The organism is Singulisphaera rosea (assembly GCF_054877945.1).
This window is the reverse complement of record NZ_JBTYIP020000006.1, coordinates 180,684-199,176: the sequence shown is the minus strand read 5'-3', so window position 1 is coordinate 199,176 and position 18,493 is coordinate 180,684. Positions and strand designations below refer to the sequence as shown.

Here is an 18,493-nt window from a genome sequence, read left to right as displayed (position 1 = left end):
GACCCATCTCTTGCGAGGGCTTTTGGTGACGCATCGAAAGGACGCGATGCACAAACTCTTCCTGCTGATCGCGATCGTCTCGGAGGTCGCCGCCACGACGGCGCTAAAGTCCTCGGAGTCGTTCACCAGGCCGTGGCCGAGCCTGATCGTCGTCGTCGGTTATGGCTGCGCGTTCTACTGCCTCTCGCTCTGCCTGAAGACGATCAGCATCGGGACGGCCTATGCCCTGTGGTCGGGGGTGGGGGTCGTCTTGATCGCCGTCATCGGCGCGACACTTTATCAGCAGACGCTCGACCTCGCGGCCATGGTGGGGATCGCCCTGATCGTCGCCGGGGTGATGGTCCTGAATCTCTTTTCCAAGACCGTCGTCCACTGATCGCGATGGACCAGAGCCCCGAAGATGGATAGAGTCGAGGGCCCGCCCACCATCCGGCGGGTCGGCCCGGGCGATGGGCCGTCGACGACGAGCACACACCGAACGTAGTGGGGGTAGGGATGCCCGGAGCGAATGAATTCGCCGTCCAGTACCAACTCACGGGCCAGGACTTCGAGCGTCTGTACAGAACCAGACGACTCCCCGACCATCCGACCCTCGGGCACCTCACGGTCCACCACCACGAGCACAAGCCGCTGGCCAGCATCCTCATGGCCTTCGGCGTCGCGGTCGGGGGCGTCGCGATGCTCGTGGCCACGGTGCTCGGGCACGTCACGTATCACGGGCCCTGGATCATCCTGCCAATCCTCGTGGTTGGCGAGGTTGCCGTCTGGGGGATCCATCGCCTGCTTCGTTGGTCGGTCACCCGGGCCTGGCGGGCCGCGGGCTTCTTCGACGAACGCCGGGTCGTCCTCACGGCCGATGGGGTGGTCGTCGACGAGGCCCATTCCTGCGAGCGACGATTCCCTTGGCATACCATCCGGCGTATCGAGGTCGACCACGGCGACGTGGCACTCGCCTTAAGCCCCCGTCCGCCCGCCGAATGGCCCGCGATGAGCACCCTGTTCATCCCAAACCATGCTTTCACGCAACCCGACGAGGCCAATGCGTTCGCTCTAGCTGCCGAGAGCCGTCGAGTCGCCGCAGCCGGTCGGAATCCCCAGCCGAAGACTGAAGATCCTCGAGCCGAGCGGCTCACTGTCGGCGAGCTCGAGGTCCGCTCGCAGCTCACCAACGCCGATTTCGACCGCCTCTACGAACGGTCGTGGACCCGCCCGTGCTATCAGAGCGTCCGGTGGTCCCTGGCCGCCGTCCTCGGGCTCGAACTCCTCGCGGTCACGATGTTCGTCCCCCCCGACAACCTCGTCGAGTGGGCCCAGGCCCTCGGTTTCGGGGCCCTGCTCGTCCTGCAATACGGTCTACTCCTGCGGATGTACCGCTGGTGGACGCGCCACAACTGGGCGAAGGTCGGCCTCTTCGAGGAGCAAACCGTCGGCCTCTCGGCTGCGGGCGTCTCGGTCCGCTCTCCGCATCGAGGCGATTGGCAGATCTGCTGGAATGCCGTCGAGCGAACCTCGCTCGACCCCGGAGGCGTCGTCGTCGCCGTCCGGTCGCGGCGGATCCCCCTGATCATCCCCCGCTCGGCCTTCTCCTCGCTCGCCTCGGCCGAGTCGTTCGTCCTCGCCGCCGAACAGTGGCGAGTCGCACGGCTGACGAAGGACAGTAGCTCATCCGAGAATCTCGCGGCCTGAGTGCCGCTCTTCGAAACCCGGCTTTTTCTTCAAGGCCGGGTTTCTGATGCGAGGCATGGCGACAACCCCATCCGGAATTCGGGCAATCTCCGACGCCCCCCGCGCTCTGCGACAGAATCCCGGCTCTTGAGTATAAATCGGGGTTCGAAGGAGGGGTGACTCCTCAAAACGCGACCCGCTTGCTGATTCGTTCACGTTCAAGGATGAGCGTCAAGCGATGACCCACGCCGCGAGCCCAGGCTTTCGAGCCTTTGGGGGAGAAGTGGCCGTCGCCGATGTGCCCGTTGTAGAGCTGGCTGTTCGACGGGCCGCCCCCCTTCCGTTCTTGCTCGTTGACCAGCCGGAGATTCTCGTCGATGAGGATTTCGAGCGGGTTGTAGTAGCGCGAGGTGCTGAGCTGGCAGAGGTCGGTGAACTTGCCGGGGAACTTGCCCTCGTTGCGAACGGCGGTGACCTGGTCCTCGCCCGGGACGAGGGTGGTGAGGCAGATGATGTTGCGGACCCGGCAGTAGTGGAAGATCCTTTCGAACCAGTAGGCCCCTTCCTGCCAGCCGTCGAATCCCCGGATCAATTCGCCACCGAACCCGAAGTCGTTCCCGCAGAAGCTGAGGACGACGAACTGGGGCCGGAATCGGTCGCCGTATTCTTCGAGGCTGTAGTAATACTGCTCGGGCGAGTACCCGAGATGGCCCGTATTCAGGATCGAGACGCGGATCTTCAGTCTCTCCTCGAGCTCCCGGCGCAGGTTTTCGGGAGGGGTGACGTCGTCGCCGATGAACAGCCCCTGCATGTTCGAGTCGCCGAGGACCAGGCCTCGGAGTGGGGACTTCAGGTCGGGCTCAGGACCTCGGCAGCCCCACGAGTTCGTCGTCTGCGACGACCCGCCGACGATGAACGCCCCCGTCCCCTCGATCAGCTTCGGCAGGCCCGGCGTCTCAGGGACGAGGAAGCACCCCTTCAGTTGCTTGGCAAGGACGATCGGCTTGAGCCAGACGGATCGGGTGTTGGGCAGCATCCGATACGACCGCTTCGGATCCGCCTGGAACAGCGACGACGGCAGGATCATCGTCAGGTCGTAGTTCCCCCAGCAAAGCACGGCCCGGGCGGGGTCCATCTTCATCGCGTCGAGCAGCCGGCGCATCGGCGGCTCGGCCTCTTTGTAGACCGTCTCGAAGATCGGGCGGGTGAGCGCCATGTCCCGCTGCCGGCGGAGCTGCCAATCGGCGTCGATCTCCGAACGCTCAGGGGGAAGGCCGAACGACCACGCCACCATCCACTTCAGGCGAGTCTCGGCGTAGCGTGTGAGATAGCGCCCGGAGGCCGTCCCCGCGACCAAGCCGCAGAGGACCAGGGCCGTCGCGGCGAGGATCCCTCGCTTGAACAGGCGCTCGAGTTGTTCCCCACGCTCCACGAACCCGAACCGACGCTGCCGCTCCCGACGACCGGGCCAGGCCCGGGATCCGATCCTCCGCCGCATCAAAAGCCTCGCCTTCGGCTCATCCACCCCCGGATCCACTCGACCCTCGATTCTCGCAAGGTTCTCGGAGCCGATCAATCCGCCCACCCTCGGCGAGCCAACGCGACCGGATAAGTCGAGCCACCCAATCCACGAACCTGGCCGTCGTCTTCACCCCCGAGGGGCCATGATGTTAGAGTCGATGGCGACCGGTTCCGACATCAACGAGCCCTTTCGGCCGACGACATGACCGCTATCCTGGGAATCTCCGCATTCTACCACGACTCGGCCGCGGCCCTCTTGGTCGACGGCCAGATCGCCGCGGCGGCCCAGGAGGAGCGGTTCACGCGGAAGAAGCACGACTCGGCGTTCCCCACCCACGCGGTCGCCTATTGCCTCAAAGCCGCCGGGTTATCGGTCGCCGACCTCGACTGGGTCGGGTTCTACGACAAGCCCCTCCTGAAGTTCGAACGGCTCCTGGAGACCTACCTCGCCTTCGCACCTCGAGGTTTCCGGTCGTTCTCGATGGCGATGCCGATCTGGCTCCGCGAAAAACTTTTCCTCCCCCGGATCATGTCGCGGGCACTCGACGGGGCCTACCAGAAGCGGTTCGTCTTCGCCGACCACCACGAGTCGCACGCCGCCAGCGCCTTCTTCCCCTCCCCGTTCGAGGAGGCGGCGATCCTGACCGTCGACGGCGTCGGCGAGTGGGCCACCGCCAGCTTCGGGATGGGCCGTGGGAACCGGATCGCGCTCACGCATCAGCTCAAGTTCCCACACTCGCTCGGCCTGCTCTACTCGGCAATCACGTACTACACCGGGTTCCGCGTCAACAGCGGCGAGTACAAGGTGATGGGCCTGGCCCCCTACGGCGAGCCCCGGTACGCCGACCAGATCTATCGCCACCTGATCGACCTGAAGGACGACGGGTCGTTCCGTATGGATATGTCGTACTTCGATTATTGCCAGGGTCTCACCATGACCTCGGCGAAGTTCGACCGCCTCTTCGGCGGCCCCCCGCGCCGGCCCGAGTCGCCGATCACTCGCCGAGAGATGGACCTGGCCGCGTCGGTGCAGGTCGTTACCGAGGAGATCCTGCTCCGCATGGTGCGGAAGGTCCACGCGGAGACGAAAGCCAAGGCCCTCTGCCTGGCCGGCGGCGTGGCCCTGAACTGCGTGGCGAACGGTCGGATCCTCCGCGAAGGCCCATTCGAGCAGATCTGGATCCAGCCCGCGGCCGGCGACGCCGGGGGCGCCCTCGGCGTCGCGCAACTGATCCACCACCAATTGCTCGGGAACCCCCGCACTCCCTCCCCGGACGACTCGATGCAGGGGGCCAAGCTCGGGCCGGCCTACTCCGACGACGAGATCGGGCGATACCTCCGCGCCGTCGAGGCCCCCGCCACCCGGTTCGACTCCGACGAGGCGCTCTGCGACGCCGTCGCGGGCCACCTGGCCGACGGCCAGGTCGTGGGCTGGTTCCAGGGCCGGATGGAGTTCGGCCCCCGGGCCCTGGGCTCGCGGAGCATCCTCGGCGACCCGAGGAACACCGAGATGCAGTCGGTGATGAACCTCAAGATCAAGTTCCGCGAGTCGTTCCGACCGTTCGCACCCTCGGTCCTCCGCGACCGCGTCGACGAATACTTCGAGGTCCGCCCGGAGGAAGACAGCCCCTACATGCTCCTGGTCGCCCAGGTCCGGCCCGAGAAGCGCCTCGAGGTCGACGATTCGGCCGAGGGGTTCGACCGGCTCAAGACGCCGAGGAGCCAGATACCGGCCGTCACCCACGTCGACGACTCGGCGCGGATCCAGACGGTCGACCCGGCGCGTGACCCGCTCTATGACGCCCTGATCCGCGCCTTCGAGCGTCGGACCGGCTGCCCGCTCCTGATCAACACGAGCTTCAACGTGCGCGGCGAGCCGATCGTGAACACGCCGGCCGACGCCTACCGATGCTTCCTGGCCACCGACATCGACGTCCTGGCCTTGGGCCGGTTCCTGCTCCGAAAGTCGGAGCATCGCCCCCGCGAACGGGCCGAGGTCGAGGCCCACCTGGCCCAGTTCCAACCCGACTGACCGGAGGACTTGCCGATGTCCCTGGCCCCGATCCCCTGGCATCCCGACCGCAAACTCCTGGTCCAGTTCTCGGAGTTCGGCCTCTTCTTCCTGGGGATGGTCGCCGCCCCCCTCACCTATTTCCGAGGTCGACCGACCCTCGCGGCAACCTTCTGGGTCGCGGCGGTCCTGCTCCGCATCGTTGGGATGGTGAGCCCAAAGCACCTGCGCTGGGTCTTCCTCGGCCTGACCCTCGTCACCTGGCCGATCGGCTGGGTCGTCTCCCACGTGGTCCTGGCCGTGATCTACTACGCGGTCGTCACGCCGGTCGCGATCCTCCTCCGCCTCCTCGGCCGCGACCTCCTCTCGCGCCGATCCGACGCCAAGCTCGAGTCCTACTGGGAGCCCTACCGGCACGACCGGGGCCTTGAGCAATACCTCCGACCTTACTGACGTCTGACTCCGATCCTCGAACCGCGACCGAATCCCCGGAGCTCCGCCCCCAATGCCCCACGAGACCGAGCGCAAGCCGAGCCTCGACGACCTCGCCCGACAGCCCGCCCCCAGCCTGGCCTCGGAGTTCGTCGAGTTCCTGAAGCAGAACAAGAAGTGGTGGCTCATCCCCATCCTCCTGATGCTCGGCCTGATGGGCGTCCTCACCATCCTCGCGACCAGTGGCGCGGCCCCGTTCCTCTACACGTTCTTTTGACGGTCGGCGGAGATCCGCCATCGCGGTCTGGCCATGCATTCTCAACCGACCCTAGGTTGCTCCGAAAGCCCTGGAACTTCCCGGTAGGATGAAGCGTCAAACAAGGATAATAGAGGACCTATCCTGTTCAAGGACTCCCACAATTCGATTCGGGTAGGAAGTCACGTACCGTGCAGGGCGGCGGTACATTGACATGAGCGGCGCCCTCCATCGGGTGCCCCTGGACTTCAATTTCGACCTTACAGACATTCGAGGAAGGGCGCTGTGGCAGGAGCGACCGATCAAGGTGGACAGAAGGACGCGGGACCAGGAGCCGATGCGCCTCGAGCGTCGGCGGGCTGGTCGATACCCGAGATCCGGATCGTCAAGGACGATCAGGGCCGTCTGCGGATCGACCAAACCGACCCCGCCACCTACGGCGCGCAGACCGCGTCTCAGTTCCTCGCGACCGCCAAGGCCGACCCGAGATACCGGGACGGGATGACCAAGCGTCCCTCGGCACCATCGATCAGGCTTACTTATGTCGATGAGACGGGCGACATCAAGAAGCTCGCGATCCGCGAAATCTTCTGCAAGATGGACGGGGACGCCCTCGTCCTGACGCATTTCGAGAACGCCGAGGGGGAGAAGGTCAAGGACCTGCCCGTCGCCGTCCCCCCGGTCGACGACTTGGAGTTGGACACCGAGGTCGACAACGAAGATCGACTCCACGCGCTCGCGATGGCCGAGCTCGGGCTGGGTGACGAGGATTCCTCGCCAGCCGAGGAGGTCGAACCCGAACCTGAGGCCGCCCCACCGGAGCCGGTCCGCGAACGGAGGATGCCGACCGGGCCGCTCCGCAAATATGGCGAGGCGGCGGCCCCAGCACCCGCGGCAGGCACGCCCGAGGCCTCTCCAACCTCACAATCCGCGCCGCTCGGAGACCAGGGCGTCACGCCACCCGCCCCACAGGGGTTGAGGGCGACGACCGTTGCTTCGGCGAGTCCGATGGTCCGGGCGCTCGAAGAAGGCGAGATCGTTTCGCTCCGAGCGTTGATCGAAGCCAAGGCGGGACAGGCGAGGTGGGCGAACGGGCTCCTCATGCAGGCGGCGGAACGCTACCCGAGCGATCGGAAGCTCCAGAGCGAACACCTCGCGAACCTCATGCGGATCTCGCTCGACCCGACTCGGGTCGAGTCCCAGACGCCGCTCGCCGCGGCCATGCGCAGTATCCTCGAGGAAGTGCTTGCGTACAAGCCGGGCGTCCTGGACCGCGATCCCCTCAAGGTGGAGAAGCTCGCGCTCCAAGCGTTTGCGCGTACGGCACTCGCCCCGAAGGAGACCGACGACGGCCTGCCGAAGATCGTCTCGGGGACCTCTCAGAGGACCCCAGCCCAGGTCCTGGCGAAGCTCGAGGATGCCAAGCTCGCTCGGGCCGTCCGTGTGAAGCTCCTCCTCGAAATCATTCCCGAGATGATCGAGACCTGGCGGCCGGACAAGGAGAGCAGCCGCAGCGAGTCCGCCAACGAGAACAGCCCCGCGATCGTGCGCAAGCTGTTCGCGGTCGCGAACGAGCAACGTCAGCAGCGCAAGTACATCGACAACGGCCAGGCCTTCAAGAAGGCGGGCGAGAGGTACGCAGGCCTCGAGAGGAAGTTGCCGAAACCCTCGCTCGGGGACGAGTCGTAGCGGGGTCCAAACGCGAGTGGTCGAGGCCGTCAGATCGAAGGCGTATCGATCGCGATCGGGCAATCCCTTGCCAGGTCACGATCGACGGGTTCGATCTTCAGGGGGTCGGGCTCGCGTTCGTAACCCGAGAGCGGCTCGATCGCGTCGGGGTTGCTGGGATCCGGGCCTGCGGTCGCGGGATCGCGCATGCTTCCTTGCATGAGGGAGAGGAAAGCCGGGACGATGTCCGGGTCCAGATGGGTGCCGACAAGGCTTTCCAAGTGCGTGTAGATCTTTTCTGGGGGCCAGCCTCTGCGATAGGCCCGGTCGTGGGCCAGGGCGTCCCAGATGTCGACGATCGCGAAAATGCGGGCGGATAGCGGGATTTCCTCGCCTTTGAGGCCGCGAGGATAGCCCGTCCCATCCCACTTCTCGTGGTGGCAGAACGGGATCTCCATCGACGGGCGGAGGAACTCGATCGAGCCAAGCATCGTCATCGCATGCATCGGATGCTGCTTCATGATCGCCCACTCGGACGCATCCAACGGGCCGGGCTTCAGGAGGACGCGATCCGGGACTCCGATCTTGCCGATGTCGTGCAGGAGCGCCCCGCGACGCATATGGATCAAGCTCTCCTCGTCGATGCCGAGGGCCCCCGCCAGTCGGAGCGTCAACTGGACGACGCGACGGCTGTGCCCCTCGGTCTCGTGGTCGCGCAGTTCCAACGCCCTGGCCAGCGCGTCGATCGTCGCGTCGTAGGACCGCTCGATGTCCGCGGTCCTGAGCCGCACTTTCACTTCGAGCTCGTCCCGAGATTGCCTCAACGCCTCCTCGGCGACCTTGATCCGGATCAGGGCGCGGGCGGTGGCGACGAGTTCGTCGGGCTCGACCGGCTGGGCGAGATAGGCGTCCGCCCCGATGTCGAGGCCGCGGACCCGGTCGCGGCCCCGGACGAAATGCGCGGATAGGTGCAGGATGGGCGTGATCGCGGTCGAGGGGTCGGCCTTGAGTCGCCGACAGACCTCGAAGCCGTCCATGTCGGGCAGCTTCACATCCAGGATGATCAGGTCGGGATGGCACGACGCGGCGAGTTGCAAACCCTCGGCCCCCGTCGAGGCGTACTCGACGCCGAAGTCGGCATCCGCGAGGATCCGGCCGACGATGTATCGGCTCGCCTCATCGTCATCGACATGGAGTACTTTCATGATCCCAAATCCCTACCTAATCCCATGAGAAACCCGGGGTCTGGATACGGCCCTGCTCGGGTTCGCCAGCCCTCGTTTGAAGAGAATCCAAGAGATCCTGGGCAAACTTTTCTAAGCCTTGGTTGTCATTGGAGCCATCCGACGATGCGAATGCAATCTCGCACGAGAGCGAAAGCCGGGATACATGGGGAAACGGCGGGACTTGTATTCAGGACGATCGCACCGTAAACCATTGTGCAATAACACTTCCAACAAGATATGCCGTATTGAGGGACTGGAGCCGGTCGGCACGCTGTCGGGCCCGTTTGCCATGGCAACGAAGTCCTCGACGCCGGCACACAGGACGATGACCGGTCTCGCGAGCTCCGATAGGAGGGGAGGCTTATGCCTCCGAAAGTCCAGGGGCTCGGCGGTACGACCGAACGCGGTGGCCGCCGAGGTGGCGACCTACGGGAGGCGTTTCATCACCGTGCCCCCGGCCCCGGGACTGATCGGCTTGGAGATGATGCGACTCTTCCCGACGCGATTCCGGCAGGAGGACAGGTCCCGCGAGACCTGGAGCCTCGCCTCGGGTGGGAGGAATGCCCTGCGAGGGCCAAGGCACCGATCGGGCGGTCAACTCTCGCCCAAAGGATGACAGATGGGCCCGTCGCGCCTGGTACCATTCCCGCTGGAGGCGGCAGGGGGGATGGGGTGGTCGTATTGCCCGCCTTGGTGCCCGAAGCGGGATCACCCTAGAGTACCGGGCGTCGCATGCTCGCCCGGACGATGCCGCGAGGACTCTCGGCGCCTCGTCTCGGGCTGGCTGGCGGATGGGGGGGAAAGCGGCCGGAGTCGACTAGCCTACACATACTTCTCCGATAGGCGCGTGGCAGCCGCTCCGGTCGATCAAGGGCACCGGCGCGGGGATCGGTACGCGCCGGCCACCCGAATTTGTGGCAGGACGGGAAGTACGGCCTAATCATCAGGAACCGGATACCATGGCATTTCGGGACCGAGATATCGGAGACGTGGCCGGCACCATGCGTCCCGGACGTCCCCGATCGATCAATATTCGTCGGCCCCGACCACTTCGCCGCCGTTGCGCGTCGAGAGTGCCTGGTAGACGCCGGGGGGCGTCGTCGACGCCTTTGGTATACAGTTATTTTTTTCCATCTGAATTTTCATAATGAGGAGACAATTCCACGAATTGATCGAGTCCGCGAGGAACCTCACCGAGCCGTCCGCGAAGGCGAAGCTCGCGCCGCCGGGATGATAGCTCGAAGCCGATGTCCCCCCGGCCGAGGCCGGGAAGCAATCGCTCGGCGGGTTCGTACCGCCGATACCGGCGTGGTTCGGCGGGAGCAGGGTCGACATCGTGGAGTCGCCCCAATCGGCGTCGGCCCACCAACCCTCTCCCTGAAAGGCGCATCCCCCATACTGGTCGCAGCCGGCCATGCTCAACTTGCCCTGCGCGCTCTCCCCGAAGAGGAGGGTATTGCTCGTGCCGTCGGTGATTCCGGATGTCTTGACGGGGGGTTGGCTCGGGAGGCCGTTGTACCACGTGGGGCCGCCGGTATCGGGGAAGACACCATTCAGGGCGCTCAGATACTTCCGTTGAGTCTCGAGGCCGCCGGGGCCCTGCATGAACGTGCCTGCGATCCCGCGATAGCTCGTGTAACAAACGCCGATCGTCGTGCCATCCCACCCGGCGTTCTGCAAGGAGAAGCGGAGCCCTTGGATCGGGCCATCGCTGGGGCACCATAGGGTGGCGATGCCGATGCCGGGGAACGTGTGGTTCCGGAGCTGATAGGGTCCGAGACCGATGTTGATCGCATTGTAGAGAGCGGCCTGTTCGATGAAGGGCAACAGGGCGCCGAACGGCCCCCACCCGTCATGATATCCCTCGAACGAGCCGTCGACCCCGACGTAACTCTGGCTGTTGCGTCCCATGGGGAACGTGCCATTGACGCTCTCGTAGTTGTGGCATGCCAGGGCGAGTTGCTTCAAGTTGTTGGCGCATTGTGCTCGGCGAGCGGCCTCGCGCGCCGACTGCACCGCCGACAGCAACAACGCGACCATCACGGCGACGATCACGATCACGACCAGCAATTCGATCAGAGTGAAACCCCTGGCAAGGGGCCGAGTGCCGTATCGCATGACAGAACCCTCGGGGAAGACGGGCCTCATCAAGCCCATGCCATCCGGGGCGGCCCGCGACGTCGCGGGCCGCCTGCCCTTATCTGGGCTTGGCTCGCTCGTCGGCTTGTTGCTTCTGGCGCTCCCGGCGGGAGGCCGTATTGGCCCTCAGGGCGTGGGCCTTCCGGCCCTGGTCCGGCGGTTCCTCCGGGGCCTCGGCGAGTTCCGCTTCCGCCCGGAGCTTCTTCCCGATGATCGCCTCCTCGGAGTCTCCGGGCTCGATCACCGGCGGGGGCGATCGACGCGTGGCGACGTCGGGCGCCGGTGTCCGAGACGCCCGGCCCGGGGCGGCCGCGACTCGGCCCCCTCCGTCCTCGCCCGAGTTGCACCCCACCAAGAGGATCCCGGCTCCGAGGAGCCCGATCGTCGCCGAAATCCCGCCGAGTCGGCTCGAGCAGTGACGGTGAGTCATCGGCTTGTTGTCTCCCTATTGATTCGATGATTGCGGGTCAAATCTCGTCCTTCCGCCTCGACTCCCCAGGGCGATCGGACGGCGCGGAGCCGCCCTCGATCGATCGCCCGGGAGCGGCCTCGAGCGCCTCTCGAATCCGCATTTCGAGGATGAGCTTGTCCTGCTGCGAGGGGCCGCCGGGCGGGAGAATCCCTCGAAGCAAGGCCGCCGCGATTCCCGAACGGAGGGCCGTCTCCACCGATGGGCTTTCCGAGACGCGGTCGAACACCTCCTGGATCCGCTTCCCGAGGATGACCCGCTCGCCCCGCGAGGGGTCGCCGGACGCGGAGAAGGATCGAACCAGATCCCTCCCCATGCCCAGCCGAGGCACGGCCTCCATCAATGCCCTCTTCGAGACGTTGCGGAGCGCCGCTCGGAGTTGCTTTTCTCGGACGACCTTGTCCCGCAGCCGAAGGTCGTCCGCTAACCGCGGCGGCGCGATGGGCGTCTGGTCCTCCCTGCCCGACTCCTCGAGGCGCCGCCCAGGCGGCCCCGACATTCCTGACTCGTTAGTCGGCACGGGCCGGTAGGCGAGGGCCCCCGAGACGCCCGCCTGTGCTCCCGCCGCGGCCAGGACCACGCCCGCGACCTTCAACTTGTTCAGCGGGATGCTTCCGAGCAGGCTGCCGAGAGCCTGACTCGCGAATGTCTTGATGGTCCACGCGGCCTTCGATCGGCCTCCGGCGAGACCGACAGCGGCTTTCACCGTGGCGAGTGCGAGCATCGCGGGCACCGCCGACGCAGTCCCGGCGAGCGTGCCCGTCAGGGCCGCCATCGAGAGGACCACGCCGCGACGGGCCAGCCGGCCCCGGAGCCGCTCCTTCGCACGGGCGAGGCGGCTCGCCACCGTCCCTTCCGGCAAGTCTAGCCGGCTCGCAGCCTCTTCCCGCGTCAGCCCCTCGAAATAGCTAAGGACGAGAGGGGCTCGAAGCCGTGCCGGGAGCCGCCGAATCTCGTCGTGCAGGACGACAGCCACGTCCCGCTGGATCTCGTGCTCCCCCGGGCCCCCGAGCGCGAGTCGCTCGACATAGCGGCACTCGTGCCGCGTGCGCCGCGCGTTCGCGGTCCTGGACCTCGCGGCGACCCGGTTGGCCACGCCGAATAGCCAAGGCCCGAGGGAGCCGCGGTCCCTGAGCGAGCCGGCCTTCTCGACCAGGATCAAGAAGGTCGACTGGAAAGCGTCCTGACACTCGTGCGCATCGAAGATCTACTGCCGACAGACCCGGAGGACCATCGGACCGTATCTTCCCACAATCGTTGAGAACGCGAGCTCCGAGGCAACTCCCCGTTTCGTGATGAACCGTTCCAGGAGTTCACCGTCAGTCAGTCCGGCCTGCGTCCCCGCGCCGCAGAGCACCTGGAATTCTCTCAATGGCGTATCCCGCATGACTGACCTTTCAAGCACCGGAATCCCAGGGCCCTCCGCCGATCCTTGCGAGCGTGACGTTGACAACGAACCATGCCCGATGGACCAATGAGTGGCGGGCCGACCAAGTCGGCTTTGCCGTCGAGGGCCGACGGCTCGTGACGAACGCCGCCCCCGTCAATCCACTAATACTCCCCCTCCCTGGCCCGAATGATCCGGATTTCTTGAAAATCGGCGAAGTCTCCTCCGGGGCCGCCGGAAGTGGGGCCCGTCATCGATTCGCGAGGGGGTCGGAAAGCGGCCCCAAGCATGACGTCGAGACGGGAAATCGCCGCTCCTCACGGCCGACGACATCCGCCCCCTGCTCGACGGCAACATCCCCGACGAGTCCAAGGCCCGCCTCATCGAAAGGGACGGCACCGGCGGCCAGGCGCTCGGCCCTGGTCGGGGTGGGGCCCTCTGGTTTAGGATGATCGATCGTCGAGTGGACTCGTACGGATCGGATCAGGGCGAGACGACGATGGGAGCGGATCGCGAGGACGAGGGCGGCGTGGCGATCCGGGCGGTCGAGGTGCGGAAGGCGTACGGGACGAAGGACGCCCAGGTCGAGGCGCTGCGGGGGGTCTCGATCGAGGTCGAGTGCGGCGAGCGGGTGGCCCTGCTGGGGAAGTCGGGGTCGGGGAAATCGACGTTGCTGAACCTGCTCGGCGGCCTCGACCGGCCCAGCACGGGGGGGTTGTGGGTCGGCGGCCGGGACCTCCAGCAGATCTCGGGGCGCGAGATGGCCCGGTTCCGGTCGACGACCGTCGGGATCATCTTCCAGTCGTTCAACCTGATCGCCTCGAGGTCCGCGGTCGAGAACGTCGAGCTGCCGATGGTCTTCGCCGGCCGGACGCCTCGAGATCGGAGGGCGGCCGCCCGGGAGGCGCTGGAGTCGGTCGGGCTCGGGGCGAGGCTGAATCACCGGCCGGGCCAGATGAGCGGCGGCGAGAGCCAGCGGGTCGCGATTGCTCGGGCGTTGGTCAACCAACCTCGGGTCGTCCTGGCCGACGAGCCGACGGGCAACCTCGACAGCCAGACGGCGCGGCAGGTCATGGCCCTGATCCTCGACCACGTCCGCGAGCACGCCGCCACACTCGTCCTCGTCACCCACGACGAAGAACTGGCCGCAACCTGCACCGACCGCGTCGTCCGCCTGGTCGACGGCCGCATCGCGGACGCGGAAGAGGTCGCTTGATCGGGACGGGATGGAGGGTCGCCTCGTGCGCTGGATCGATCTGCTCGGGTTGCCCCTCGCCTCGCTCGGCCAGCAGAAGATGCGCACGAGCCTGACGACCCTGGGCGTCGTCTTCGGCGCGTTCGTGCTCGCCGCGAGCCTGTCGATCAACGAAGGCGTCCAGATCACGATCGAGCGCGAGTCGAGCAAGGGTGACGTCGCCCGGAAGGTGACGGTCTCACCCGGCTGGAAGTCGACCGAGACCAAGGCGAAGGACGACGTAACCGTGTCCGGGCGAATGGCGGCCGATCGACGCGAACGCATCCACAAGGTCCTCGCCGAGCGAGCTCGACATGGCAATGCGGGCCACCAGGTCAACCTCACCCAGGACCGGCTGGAAACGCTCTCGCACATCCCCCACGTCCGACAGATGATCCCGATCGTCGGTGGCCCGGTCATCGCGACCCTCGGCAACCGGCCCGAAGACGCGAGCGTCTCGTCAGGCGCCGGCGAGGATCTCGAATTTCGCAAGCGGATCGTCGCCGGCCGGCCCTTCCACTCGGACGACGAACGATCGGTCCTGCTCTCCGAGATGTTCGCGTACCGGATCGGCCTGATCGACGACACCGACCTGGAACAGGTCCTCGGCAAACCCCTCCGGATCGAGATAAGAAACCTGGAGAGCGGGCCGAGCTTCCACGTTTCGCTGGCCGACCGGTCGAAAGCCAGCGGTAACCGCGACGAGCAGATGGCCCTCCGCCAACTGGCCTGGCAGATGCCGGAGACCCTCGACCGATTCAGCCTGACCGGCGAAGAAGCCGCCACCCTGCGGAAGGCGATCCAGCAGGAATCGAAGAAGGTCGACCCGGCGATCGTCGTCGAGGACTTCCAGGTCGTAGGCATCTTCCGCGAGTTCAACGACGAGGAGAGGAAGGAAGCCTGGAGCCAATTCCCCGCCGACACCGACCTGGTCCTGCCCCGGCGGACGGCGGTCGACCTGGCCTTCCGCGACCCGGCCCATCGCCAGCAGGGGCTGGCCAAGGCGATCCTGTTCGTCGACGACATCAAGAACGTCAAGGAGGTCGTCGACAAGGTCGAAGCCCTCGGCCTGGGGAGCCGTTCGATCGTCGAGTTCCTCGAGCGCGAGCGACTCACATACCTGCTCATCTTCGGCGGGATGACATGCGTGGCCGGGGTGGCCCTGCTCGTCTCGTCGCTCGGCATCGCCAACACGATGCTGATGAGCGTCCTGGAACGGCGCCGCGAGATCGGCATCATGAAGGCCGTCGGGGCGTCGAACTGGCAGCTCCAGACCCTCTTCGTCATCGAGGGGGGGCTGATCGGCCTCGTCGGCGGGTCCCTCGGCCTGCTCCTGGCCTGGACGGTCTCATTCCCGGGCGACACGTGGGTCCGCTCGATGGTCCGCCGAGACATGAAGATCGACCTCTCGGGCTCGATCTTCGCCTTCCCGAGTTGGATCGCGACGACGGTCCTGTTCTTCACCGTCGGCGTCACGATCGTCGCCGCGCTCTACCCGGCCCGACGCGCCGCCAAGGTCGACCCCGTCTCGGCGCTCCGGCACGACTGATCGGTCAGGCCCGGCTCAGGGCAGCCGGATCAGGCTGTTGTGGAAGAAGCCCTCCGAGTCGGGGTTGCCCGGGTCCTCGCGGAACACCGTCCCGTCGATGAGAAACTTGTACTCATGCGAGCCGGATGCGAGCGCGACGGTCGTCGAGTAGTTTCCCTGGGCGTCCGGGCCTGTCATGGCGAGCGGACGTTGCTTCCAGTCGGTAAACGTACCGACGAGGGCGACCGACTTCGCCGAGCCCTCGGGATGGTGGCGGAAGGTGACCTCGTAACGGCCGTTCGCGAGTCGCTTCGACGTGGGCACACCGAGGGCGAGATCCTGGTCGGCGAGGGTGAAGTTGAGGTATCCGACGTGCATCTCATCCCGCGTCTGCTCGCCGAAGGTGACGGCGCGTCTCGGGTCCGGGTTGTTCGGGTTATCGGCCGAGTTATCGAAGTGGGCTTCGGTGTGGAGGATCGTCCCCTCGGGCATCGGCTTGGGCGTGTCGAGGGCGTAGAGGTTCTGCCAGTCGAACTCGTATCGGGGGACGTCGAGAATGACCTCGCGCCGGCCGTCGGGGTATTCCGCGACGAACTTCATCGACTTGCCCCGCAGGTGCATGTGCGGCAATACCGAGAGGAGCCTCGAGGGTCGCGAGAACCGGAAATCGGCCCGCGAGACGTAGTCGGCCGTCCCGGGCGGGATCTGGAGGTGGAAGTTGAGCGCCATGCCCGACATCAGCTCCTTGTGGACCGTCGCCGGGTCGGCGAAGACGACGCCGAGCCGACTCCGATCGACCTGTTTCTTCCCCCTGGGGGTGTAGTGGAGTTGGAGCATGATCTTCGACCCGGCCGGGATCCGCTTCGCCACGCCGTCGGGCATGACCCGAGGGGGCATCCCGGGGGCGTAGGCGGCGAGGAAGTCGCCGCCGGCCTCGTCGATCTTCTCGACTCCAGGCGGCAAGACGAAGACGACGACGTGGTGCACGACCGCGGGGTTCCCCGGGCGGACCTGCGAGGCCCGGACCCAGACGTCATGCGTGATCTTCGGGTCGATCTCGACGAGTTCGTAAGGCATCGACCCCTCGGCAGGGATCTCGACCTCGCGGGGCATCTCCAGGACGAGGTCGGGCCGGGGGATCTGCCACCCCTCGACGAATTGGGCGGGCGGGGGCAAGTCGGCCGGGTCTCCCTCGGGCGAGCCGGCGGCGACCCAGTCGAAGATCGCCTTCTTCTCGACGGCCGAGAGTCGGGCGTCGTTGGCGAACTTGCCGTACTCGGGCGAGGCGTGCCAGGGGGGCATCCGGCCATCGTCGACGACCTCGGCGATCATGCTCGACCAACCGGACGCCTGGCGGTAGTCGGTCAGGGAGAACGGGGCGATCTCGCCCGGTCGGTGGCAGGTCACGCAGTGCGTCTGGAGGATCCGAGAGACCTCCTTCGCGTACGTCACCGCCCCCTTCTCGGCCGCCTTCGTCGCCCTGCCGATCTTGCATCCGACCGCGTCCGTCCTCGGGGTGGCGACCGACCGCCCGGCAAGGGCGGCTTCGATGGCGTCGACCAGCTCATGCCGAGTCGGCGAAGGGCGATGGATGCCAATGCCGTACTGGTCGTCGATCCGGCCTCGGTAGACAACAGCCCTCAACCGATCCAGGACGAAGACCTCCGGCGTCCGCTCGGCCCCGAGCTGGTCGGCCAAAGTATTGCCGACGTCCTTCAGGATCGGGAATGGCAGGCCGTGCTTCTCGGCGAATCGACCGATCGCGACCGGCCCGTCCTGCGGGTTGGCGTCGACACCGAAGACGCCGACGCCTCGCGTCTCGAAGTTGCGGGCGATCTCCGCCAATCTCGGGGCATACGCCTCGGCCAGCGGGCACTCGGTCCCGAGGAAGGCCAGGACGACGACCTGTCGGTCGCGAGCCTCGTCGAGCGTGTGCCACGCCCCCCGGTGGTCCTGGAGCCGGAAGTCGGCCGCCGGCCTCGCCGCCTCGCCCGCCCCGACGAGGCCGACCAGCGCCACAATCCCAACCAATCCGGTCGTGCCCATCATCCGTCCCTCAGTCTTCCAGGCCCGATACCCAGTACCCCGACCGACAATACCACAGATGTCCGAGCGATTCCATGGACCAAGTCATGCCGATACAGGCCCAGGAGCTGTCGCGAAGAGAGCGCCTCACGTTTCCGCCGCGCACGCCGCAGGAGAACGTCTTGTGTCACGGGTTTCTATGAGGCCCGCTCATTTTCTAGATCTCGTTTCTTCATCGATACAAAAGATCGGACTCAGGAGACCAGAAACCAAACCAATCAAAATACAACCTATTAATTAATTATCATTGTTATGATAATCTATTTTTATACCTAGATAAACTATCTTATTGAAAACGTGCAGACGTTATTCGAAAACAGACTCGAGGCGTCTTGGTTCTCTCAGGCTCCTCCACTTTGTGTCTCTTGTGCCTTTGTGGTGAAATCCTCCCATTCAACGTCGCGATCGACTTGCCACCACCGCGTCAACATCAACAAATTCCATTTGACGATCGGATGATCGTGGGATAATTTGAAGTCGAGTCAGGTCGCCAACGTCGGCGGGATTTCCATGCGCAGGCCATACCGCACCACAATCGGTTGCCGCCTCATCCTCTCGCTGGTGCTCCTCACGGCGAACGTCGGGGCTCCGTTCCGGACCTCCACGCTGGGCCGGGCGTTCCTCGACGACATGCGACAGCAGCACGTCGCGACTCGGTCGATTGTCCGAGTCCGGGCCATTTCGCCGCCCGGGGCGTCGGTAGGTCATCGCGTGGTCGTGGGCCTCTCCAAGGGGGGCGGCGTCCTCGCACCTCCCCGACAGACTTCCTTGCTCTTCGCGACCTTGCTCCCGACACCTCTCAAGCCCCTGGCCGCCCGGACCCACAACCCCCTGGTTGTCCGGCCGAATCCACCCCTGCGGTGTTGAGCCGC

16 protein-coding genes are annotated in these 18,493 nt (G+C 66.0%); 10 read left to right on the top strand and 6 right to left on the bottom strand.

The features are described 5' to 3' along the window. Nucleotides 1–46: 46 nt before the first annotated feature. Together ACYOEI_RS13740 and ACYOEI_RS13735 are read left to right on the top strand one after the other, a co-directional pair. The gene (locus ACYOEI_RS13740) at nucleotides 47–376 is read left to right on the top strand and encodes a DMT family transporter (protein ID WP_462850211.1); all 330 of its coding nucleotides are present in this window, start codon (nucleotides 47–49) and stop codon (nucleotides 374–376) included. Between the two features lie 119 nt (nucleotides 377–495). Further along, nucleotides 496–1,686, top strand: coding sequence for a hypothetical protein (locus tag ACYOEI_RS13735; RefSeq protein WP_462850069.1), 1,191 nt, complete (start codon nucleotides 496–498; stop codon nucleotides 1,684–1,686). Nucleotides 1,687–1,849: 163 nt separating this feature from the next. Here ACYOEI_RS13735 and ACYOEI_RS13730 read toward each other — a convergent pair whose 3' ends face one another. Continuing rightward, a complete protein-coding gene (locus tag ACYOEI_RS13730; protein ID WP_462850068.1) occupies nucleotides 1,850–3,163 on the bottom strand; it encodes an SGNH/GDSL hydrolase family protein in 1,314 nt (437 codons plus the stop codon). Nucleotides 3,164–3,388: 225 nt separating this feature from the next. Here ACYOEI_RS13730 and ACYOEI_RS13725 point away from each other — a divergent pair, with 225 nt between their 5' ends. The 4 genes from ACYOEI_RS13725 to ACYOEI_RS13710 all read left to right on the top strand — a co-directional run bounded on the left by ACYOEI_RS13725 (nucleotide 3,389) and on the right by ACYOEI_RS13710 (nucleotide 7,574). Further along, a complete protein-coding gene (locus ACYOEI_RS13725) occupies nucleotides 3,389–5,218 on the top strand; it encodes a carbamoyltransferase family protein (RefSeq protein WP_462850067.1) in 1,830 nt (609 codons plus the stop codon). A gap of 15 nt (nucleotides 5,219–5,233) precedes the next feature. Continuing rightward, nucleotides 5,234–5,650: an SxtJ family membrane protein gene (locus ACYOEI_RS13720; RefSeq protein ID WP_462850066.1), complete on the top strand. Its 417-nt coding sequence runs from the start codon at nucleotides 5,234–5,236 to the stop codon at nucleotides 5,648–5,650. Nucleotides 5,651–5,702: 52 nt separating this feature from the next. Beyond that, nucleotides 5,703–5,906, top strand: a complete 204-nt coding sequence (locus tag ACYOEI_RS13715; RefSeq protein ID WP_462850065.1) for a DUF5989 family protein — start codon at nucleotides 5,703–5,705, stop codon at nucleotides 5,904–5,906. A gap of 264 nt (nucleotides 5,907–6,170) precedes the next feature. Continuing rightward, nucleotides 6,171–7,574, top strand: a complete 1,404-nt coding sequence (locus ACYOEI_RS13710; RefSeq protein ID WP_462850064.1) for a hypothetical protein — start codon at nucleotides 6,171–6,173, stop codon at nucleotides 7,572–7,574. A gap of 29 nt (nucleotides 7,575–7,603) precedes the next feature. Here the strand turns inward: ACYOEI_RS13710 and ACYOEI_RS13705 are convergent, their stop codons facing one another. Further along, the gene (locus tag ACYOEI_RS13705) at nucleotides 7,604–8,758 is read right to left on the bottom strand and encodes an HD domain-containing phosphohydrolase (protein WP_462850063.1); all 1,155 of its coding nucleotides are present in this window, start codon (nucleotides 8,756–8,758) and stop codon (nucleotides 7,604–7,606) included. Between the two features lie 427 nt (nucleotides 8,759–9,185). Here ACYOEI_RS13705 and ACYOEI_RS13700 point away from each other — a divergent pair, with 427 nt between their 5' ends. Beyond that, entirely contained in the window at nucleotides 9,186–9,395 is a 210-nt protein-coding gene (locus ACYOEI_RS13700) for a hypothetical protein (protein WP_462850062.1), read from the top strand. A 410-nt stretch (nucleotides 9,396–9,805) separates the two neighbouring features. On the opposite strand, the gene ACYOEI_RS13695 is transcribed toward ACYOEI_RS13700, so the two are convergent. The 3 genes from ACYOEI_RS13695 to ACYOEI_RS13685 form a co-directional block, all read right to left on the bottom strand. Continuing rightward, complete coding sequence (locus ACYOEI_RS13695; protein ID WP_462850061.1) at nucleotides 9,806–10,897, bottom strand: DUF1559 family PulG-like putative transporter; 1,092 nt, start codon at nucleotides 10,895–10,897, stop codon at nucleotides 9,806–9,808. Nucleotides 10,898–10,976: 79 nt separating this feature from the next. Next, complete coding sequence (locus tag ACYOEI_RS13690) at nucleotides 10,977–11,348, bottom strand: hypothetical protein (RefSeq protein WP_462850060.1); 372 nt, start codon at nucleotides 11,346–11,348, stop codon at nucleotides 10,977–10,979. Nucleotides 11,349–11,385: 37 nt separating this feature from the next. After that, the gene (locus ACYOEI_RS13685; protein ID WP_462850210.1) at nucleotides 11,386–12,594 is read right to left on the bottom strand and encodes an RNA polymerase sigma factor; all 1,209 of its coding nucleotides are present in this window, start codon (nucleotides 12,592–12,594) and stop codon (nucleotides 11,386–11,388) included. Nucleotides 12,595–13,273: 679 nt separating this feature from the next. On the opposite strand from ACYOEI_RS13685, the gene ACYOEI_RS13680 reads away from it, so the two are divergent. Together ACYOEI_RS13680 and ACYOEI_RS13675 are read left to right on the top strand one after the other, a co-directional pair. Beyond that, the gene (locus ACYOEI_RS13680) at nucleotides 13,274–13,990 is read left to right on the top strand and encodes an ABC transporter ATP-binding protein (protein ID WP_462850059.1); all 717 of its coding nucleotides are present in this window, start codon (nucleotides 13,274–13,276) and stop codon (nucleotides 13,988–13,990) included. A 25-nt stretch (nucleotides 13,991–14,015) separates the two neighbouring features. Continuing rightward, nucleotides 14,016–15,557 carry an ABC transporter permease gene (locus tag ACYOEI_RS13675; protein WP_462850058.1) on the top strand — a complete coding sequence of 514 codons (1,542 nt, stop codon included), beginning with the start codon at nucleotides 14,016–14,018 and terminating at the stop codon, nucleotides 15,555–15,557. A gap of 15 nt (nucleotides 15,558–15,572) precedes the next feature. On the opposite strand, the gene ACYOEI_RS13670 is transcribed toward ACYOEI_RS13675, so the two are convergent. Beyond that, on the bottom strand, nucleotides 15,573–17,585 hold the full coding sequence (locus ACYOEI_RS13670; RefSeq protein WP_462850057.1) for a redoxin domain-containing protein: 2,013 nt from the start codon (nucleotides 17,583–17,585) through the stop codon (nucleotides 15,573–15,575). 546 nt (nucleotides 17,586–18,131) lie between these two features. Here ACYOEI_RS13670 and ACYOEI_RS13665 point away from each other — a divergent pair. Then, nucleotides 18,132–18,488, top strand: coding sequence for a hypothetical protein (locus ACYOEI_RS13665; RefSeq protein WP_462850056.1), 357 nt, complete (start codon nucleotides 18,132–18,134; stop codon nucleotides 18,486–18,488). Nucleotides 18,489–18,493 lie beyond the last annotated feature (5 nt).

Excerpts from the sequence above, each read along its gene's own strand:
- ACYOEI_RS13740 (WP_462850211.1), top strand. The coding sequence starts at position 47 with ATGCACAAACTCTTCCTGCTGATCGCGATCGTCTCGGAGGTCGCCGCC.
- ACYOEI_RS13735 (WP_462850069.1), top strand. The coding sequence starts at position 496 with ATGCCCGGAGCGAATGAATTCGCCGTCCAGTACCAACTCACGGGCCAG.
- ACYOEI_RS13730 (WP_462850068.1), bottom strand. The coding sequence starts at position 3,163 with ATGCGGCGGAGGATCGGATCCCGGGCCTGGCCCGGTCGTCGGGAGCGG.
- ACYOEI_RS13725 (WP_462850067.1), top strand. The coding sequence starts at position 3,389 with ATGACCGCTATCCTGGGAATCTCCGCATTCTACCACGACTCGGCCGCG.
- ACYOEI_RS13720 (WP_462850066.1), top strand. The coding sequence starts at position 5,234 with ATGTCCCTGGCCCCGATCCCCTGGCATCCCGACCGCAAACTCCTGGTC.
- ACYOEI_RS13715 (WP_462850065.1), top strand. The coding sequence starts at position 5,703 with ATGCCCCACGAGACCGAGCGCAAGCCGAGCCTCGACGACCTCGCCCGA.
- ACYOEI_RS13705 (WP_462850063.1), bottom strand. The coding sequence starts at position 8,758 with ATGAAAGTACTCCATGTCGATGACGATGAGGCGAGCCGATACATCGTC.
- ACYOEI_RS13695 (WP_462850061.1), bottom strand. The coding sequence starts at position 10,897 with ATGCGATACGGCACTCGGCCCCTTGCCAGGGGTTTCACTCTGATCGAA.
- ACYOEI_RS13690 (WP_462850060.1), bottom strand. The coding sequence starts at position 11,348 with ATGACTCACCGTCACTGCTCGAGCCGACTCGGCGGGATTTCGGCGACG.
- ACYOEI_RS13680 (WP_462850059.1), top strand. The coding sequence starts at position 13,274 with ATGGGAGCGGATCGCGAGGACGAGGGCGGCGTGGCGATCCGGGCGGTC.
- ACYOEI_RS13670 (WP_462850057.1), bottom strand. The coding sequence starts at position 17,585 with ATGATGGGCACGACCGGATTGGTTGGGATTGTGGCGCTGGTCGGCCTC.
- ACYOEI_RS13665 (WP_462850056.1), top strand. The coding sequence starts at position 18,132 with ATGCGCAGGCCATACCGCACCACAATCGGTTGCCGCCTCATCCTCTCG.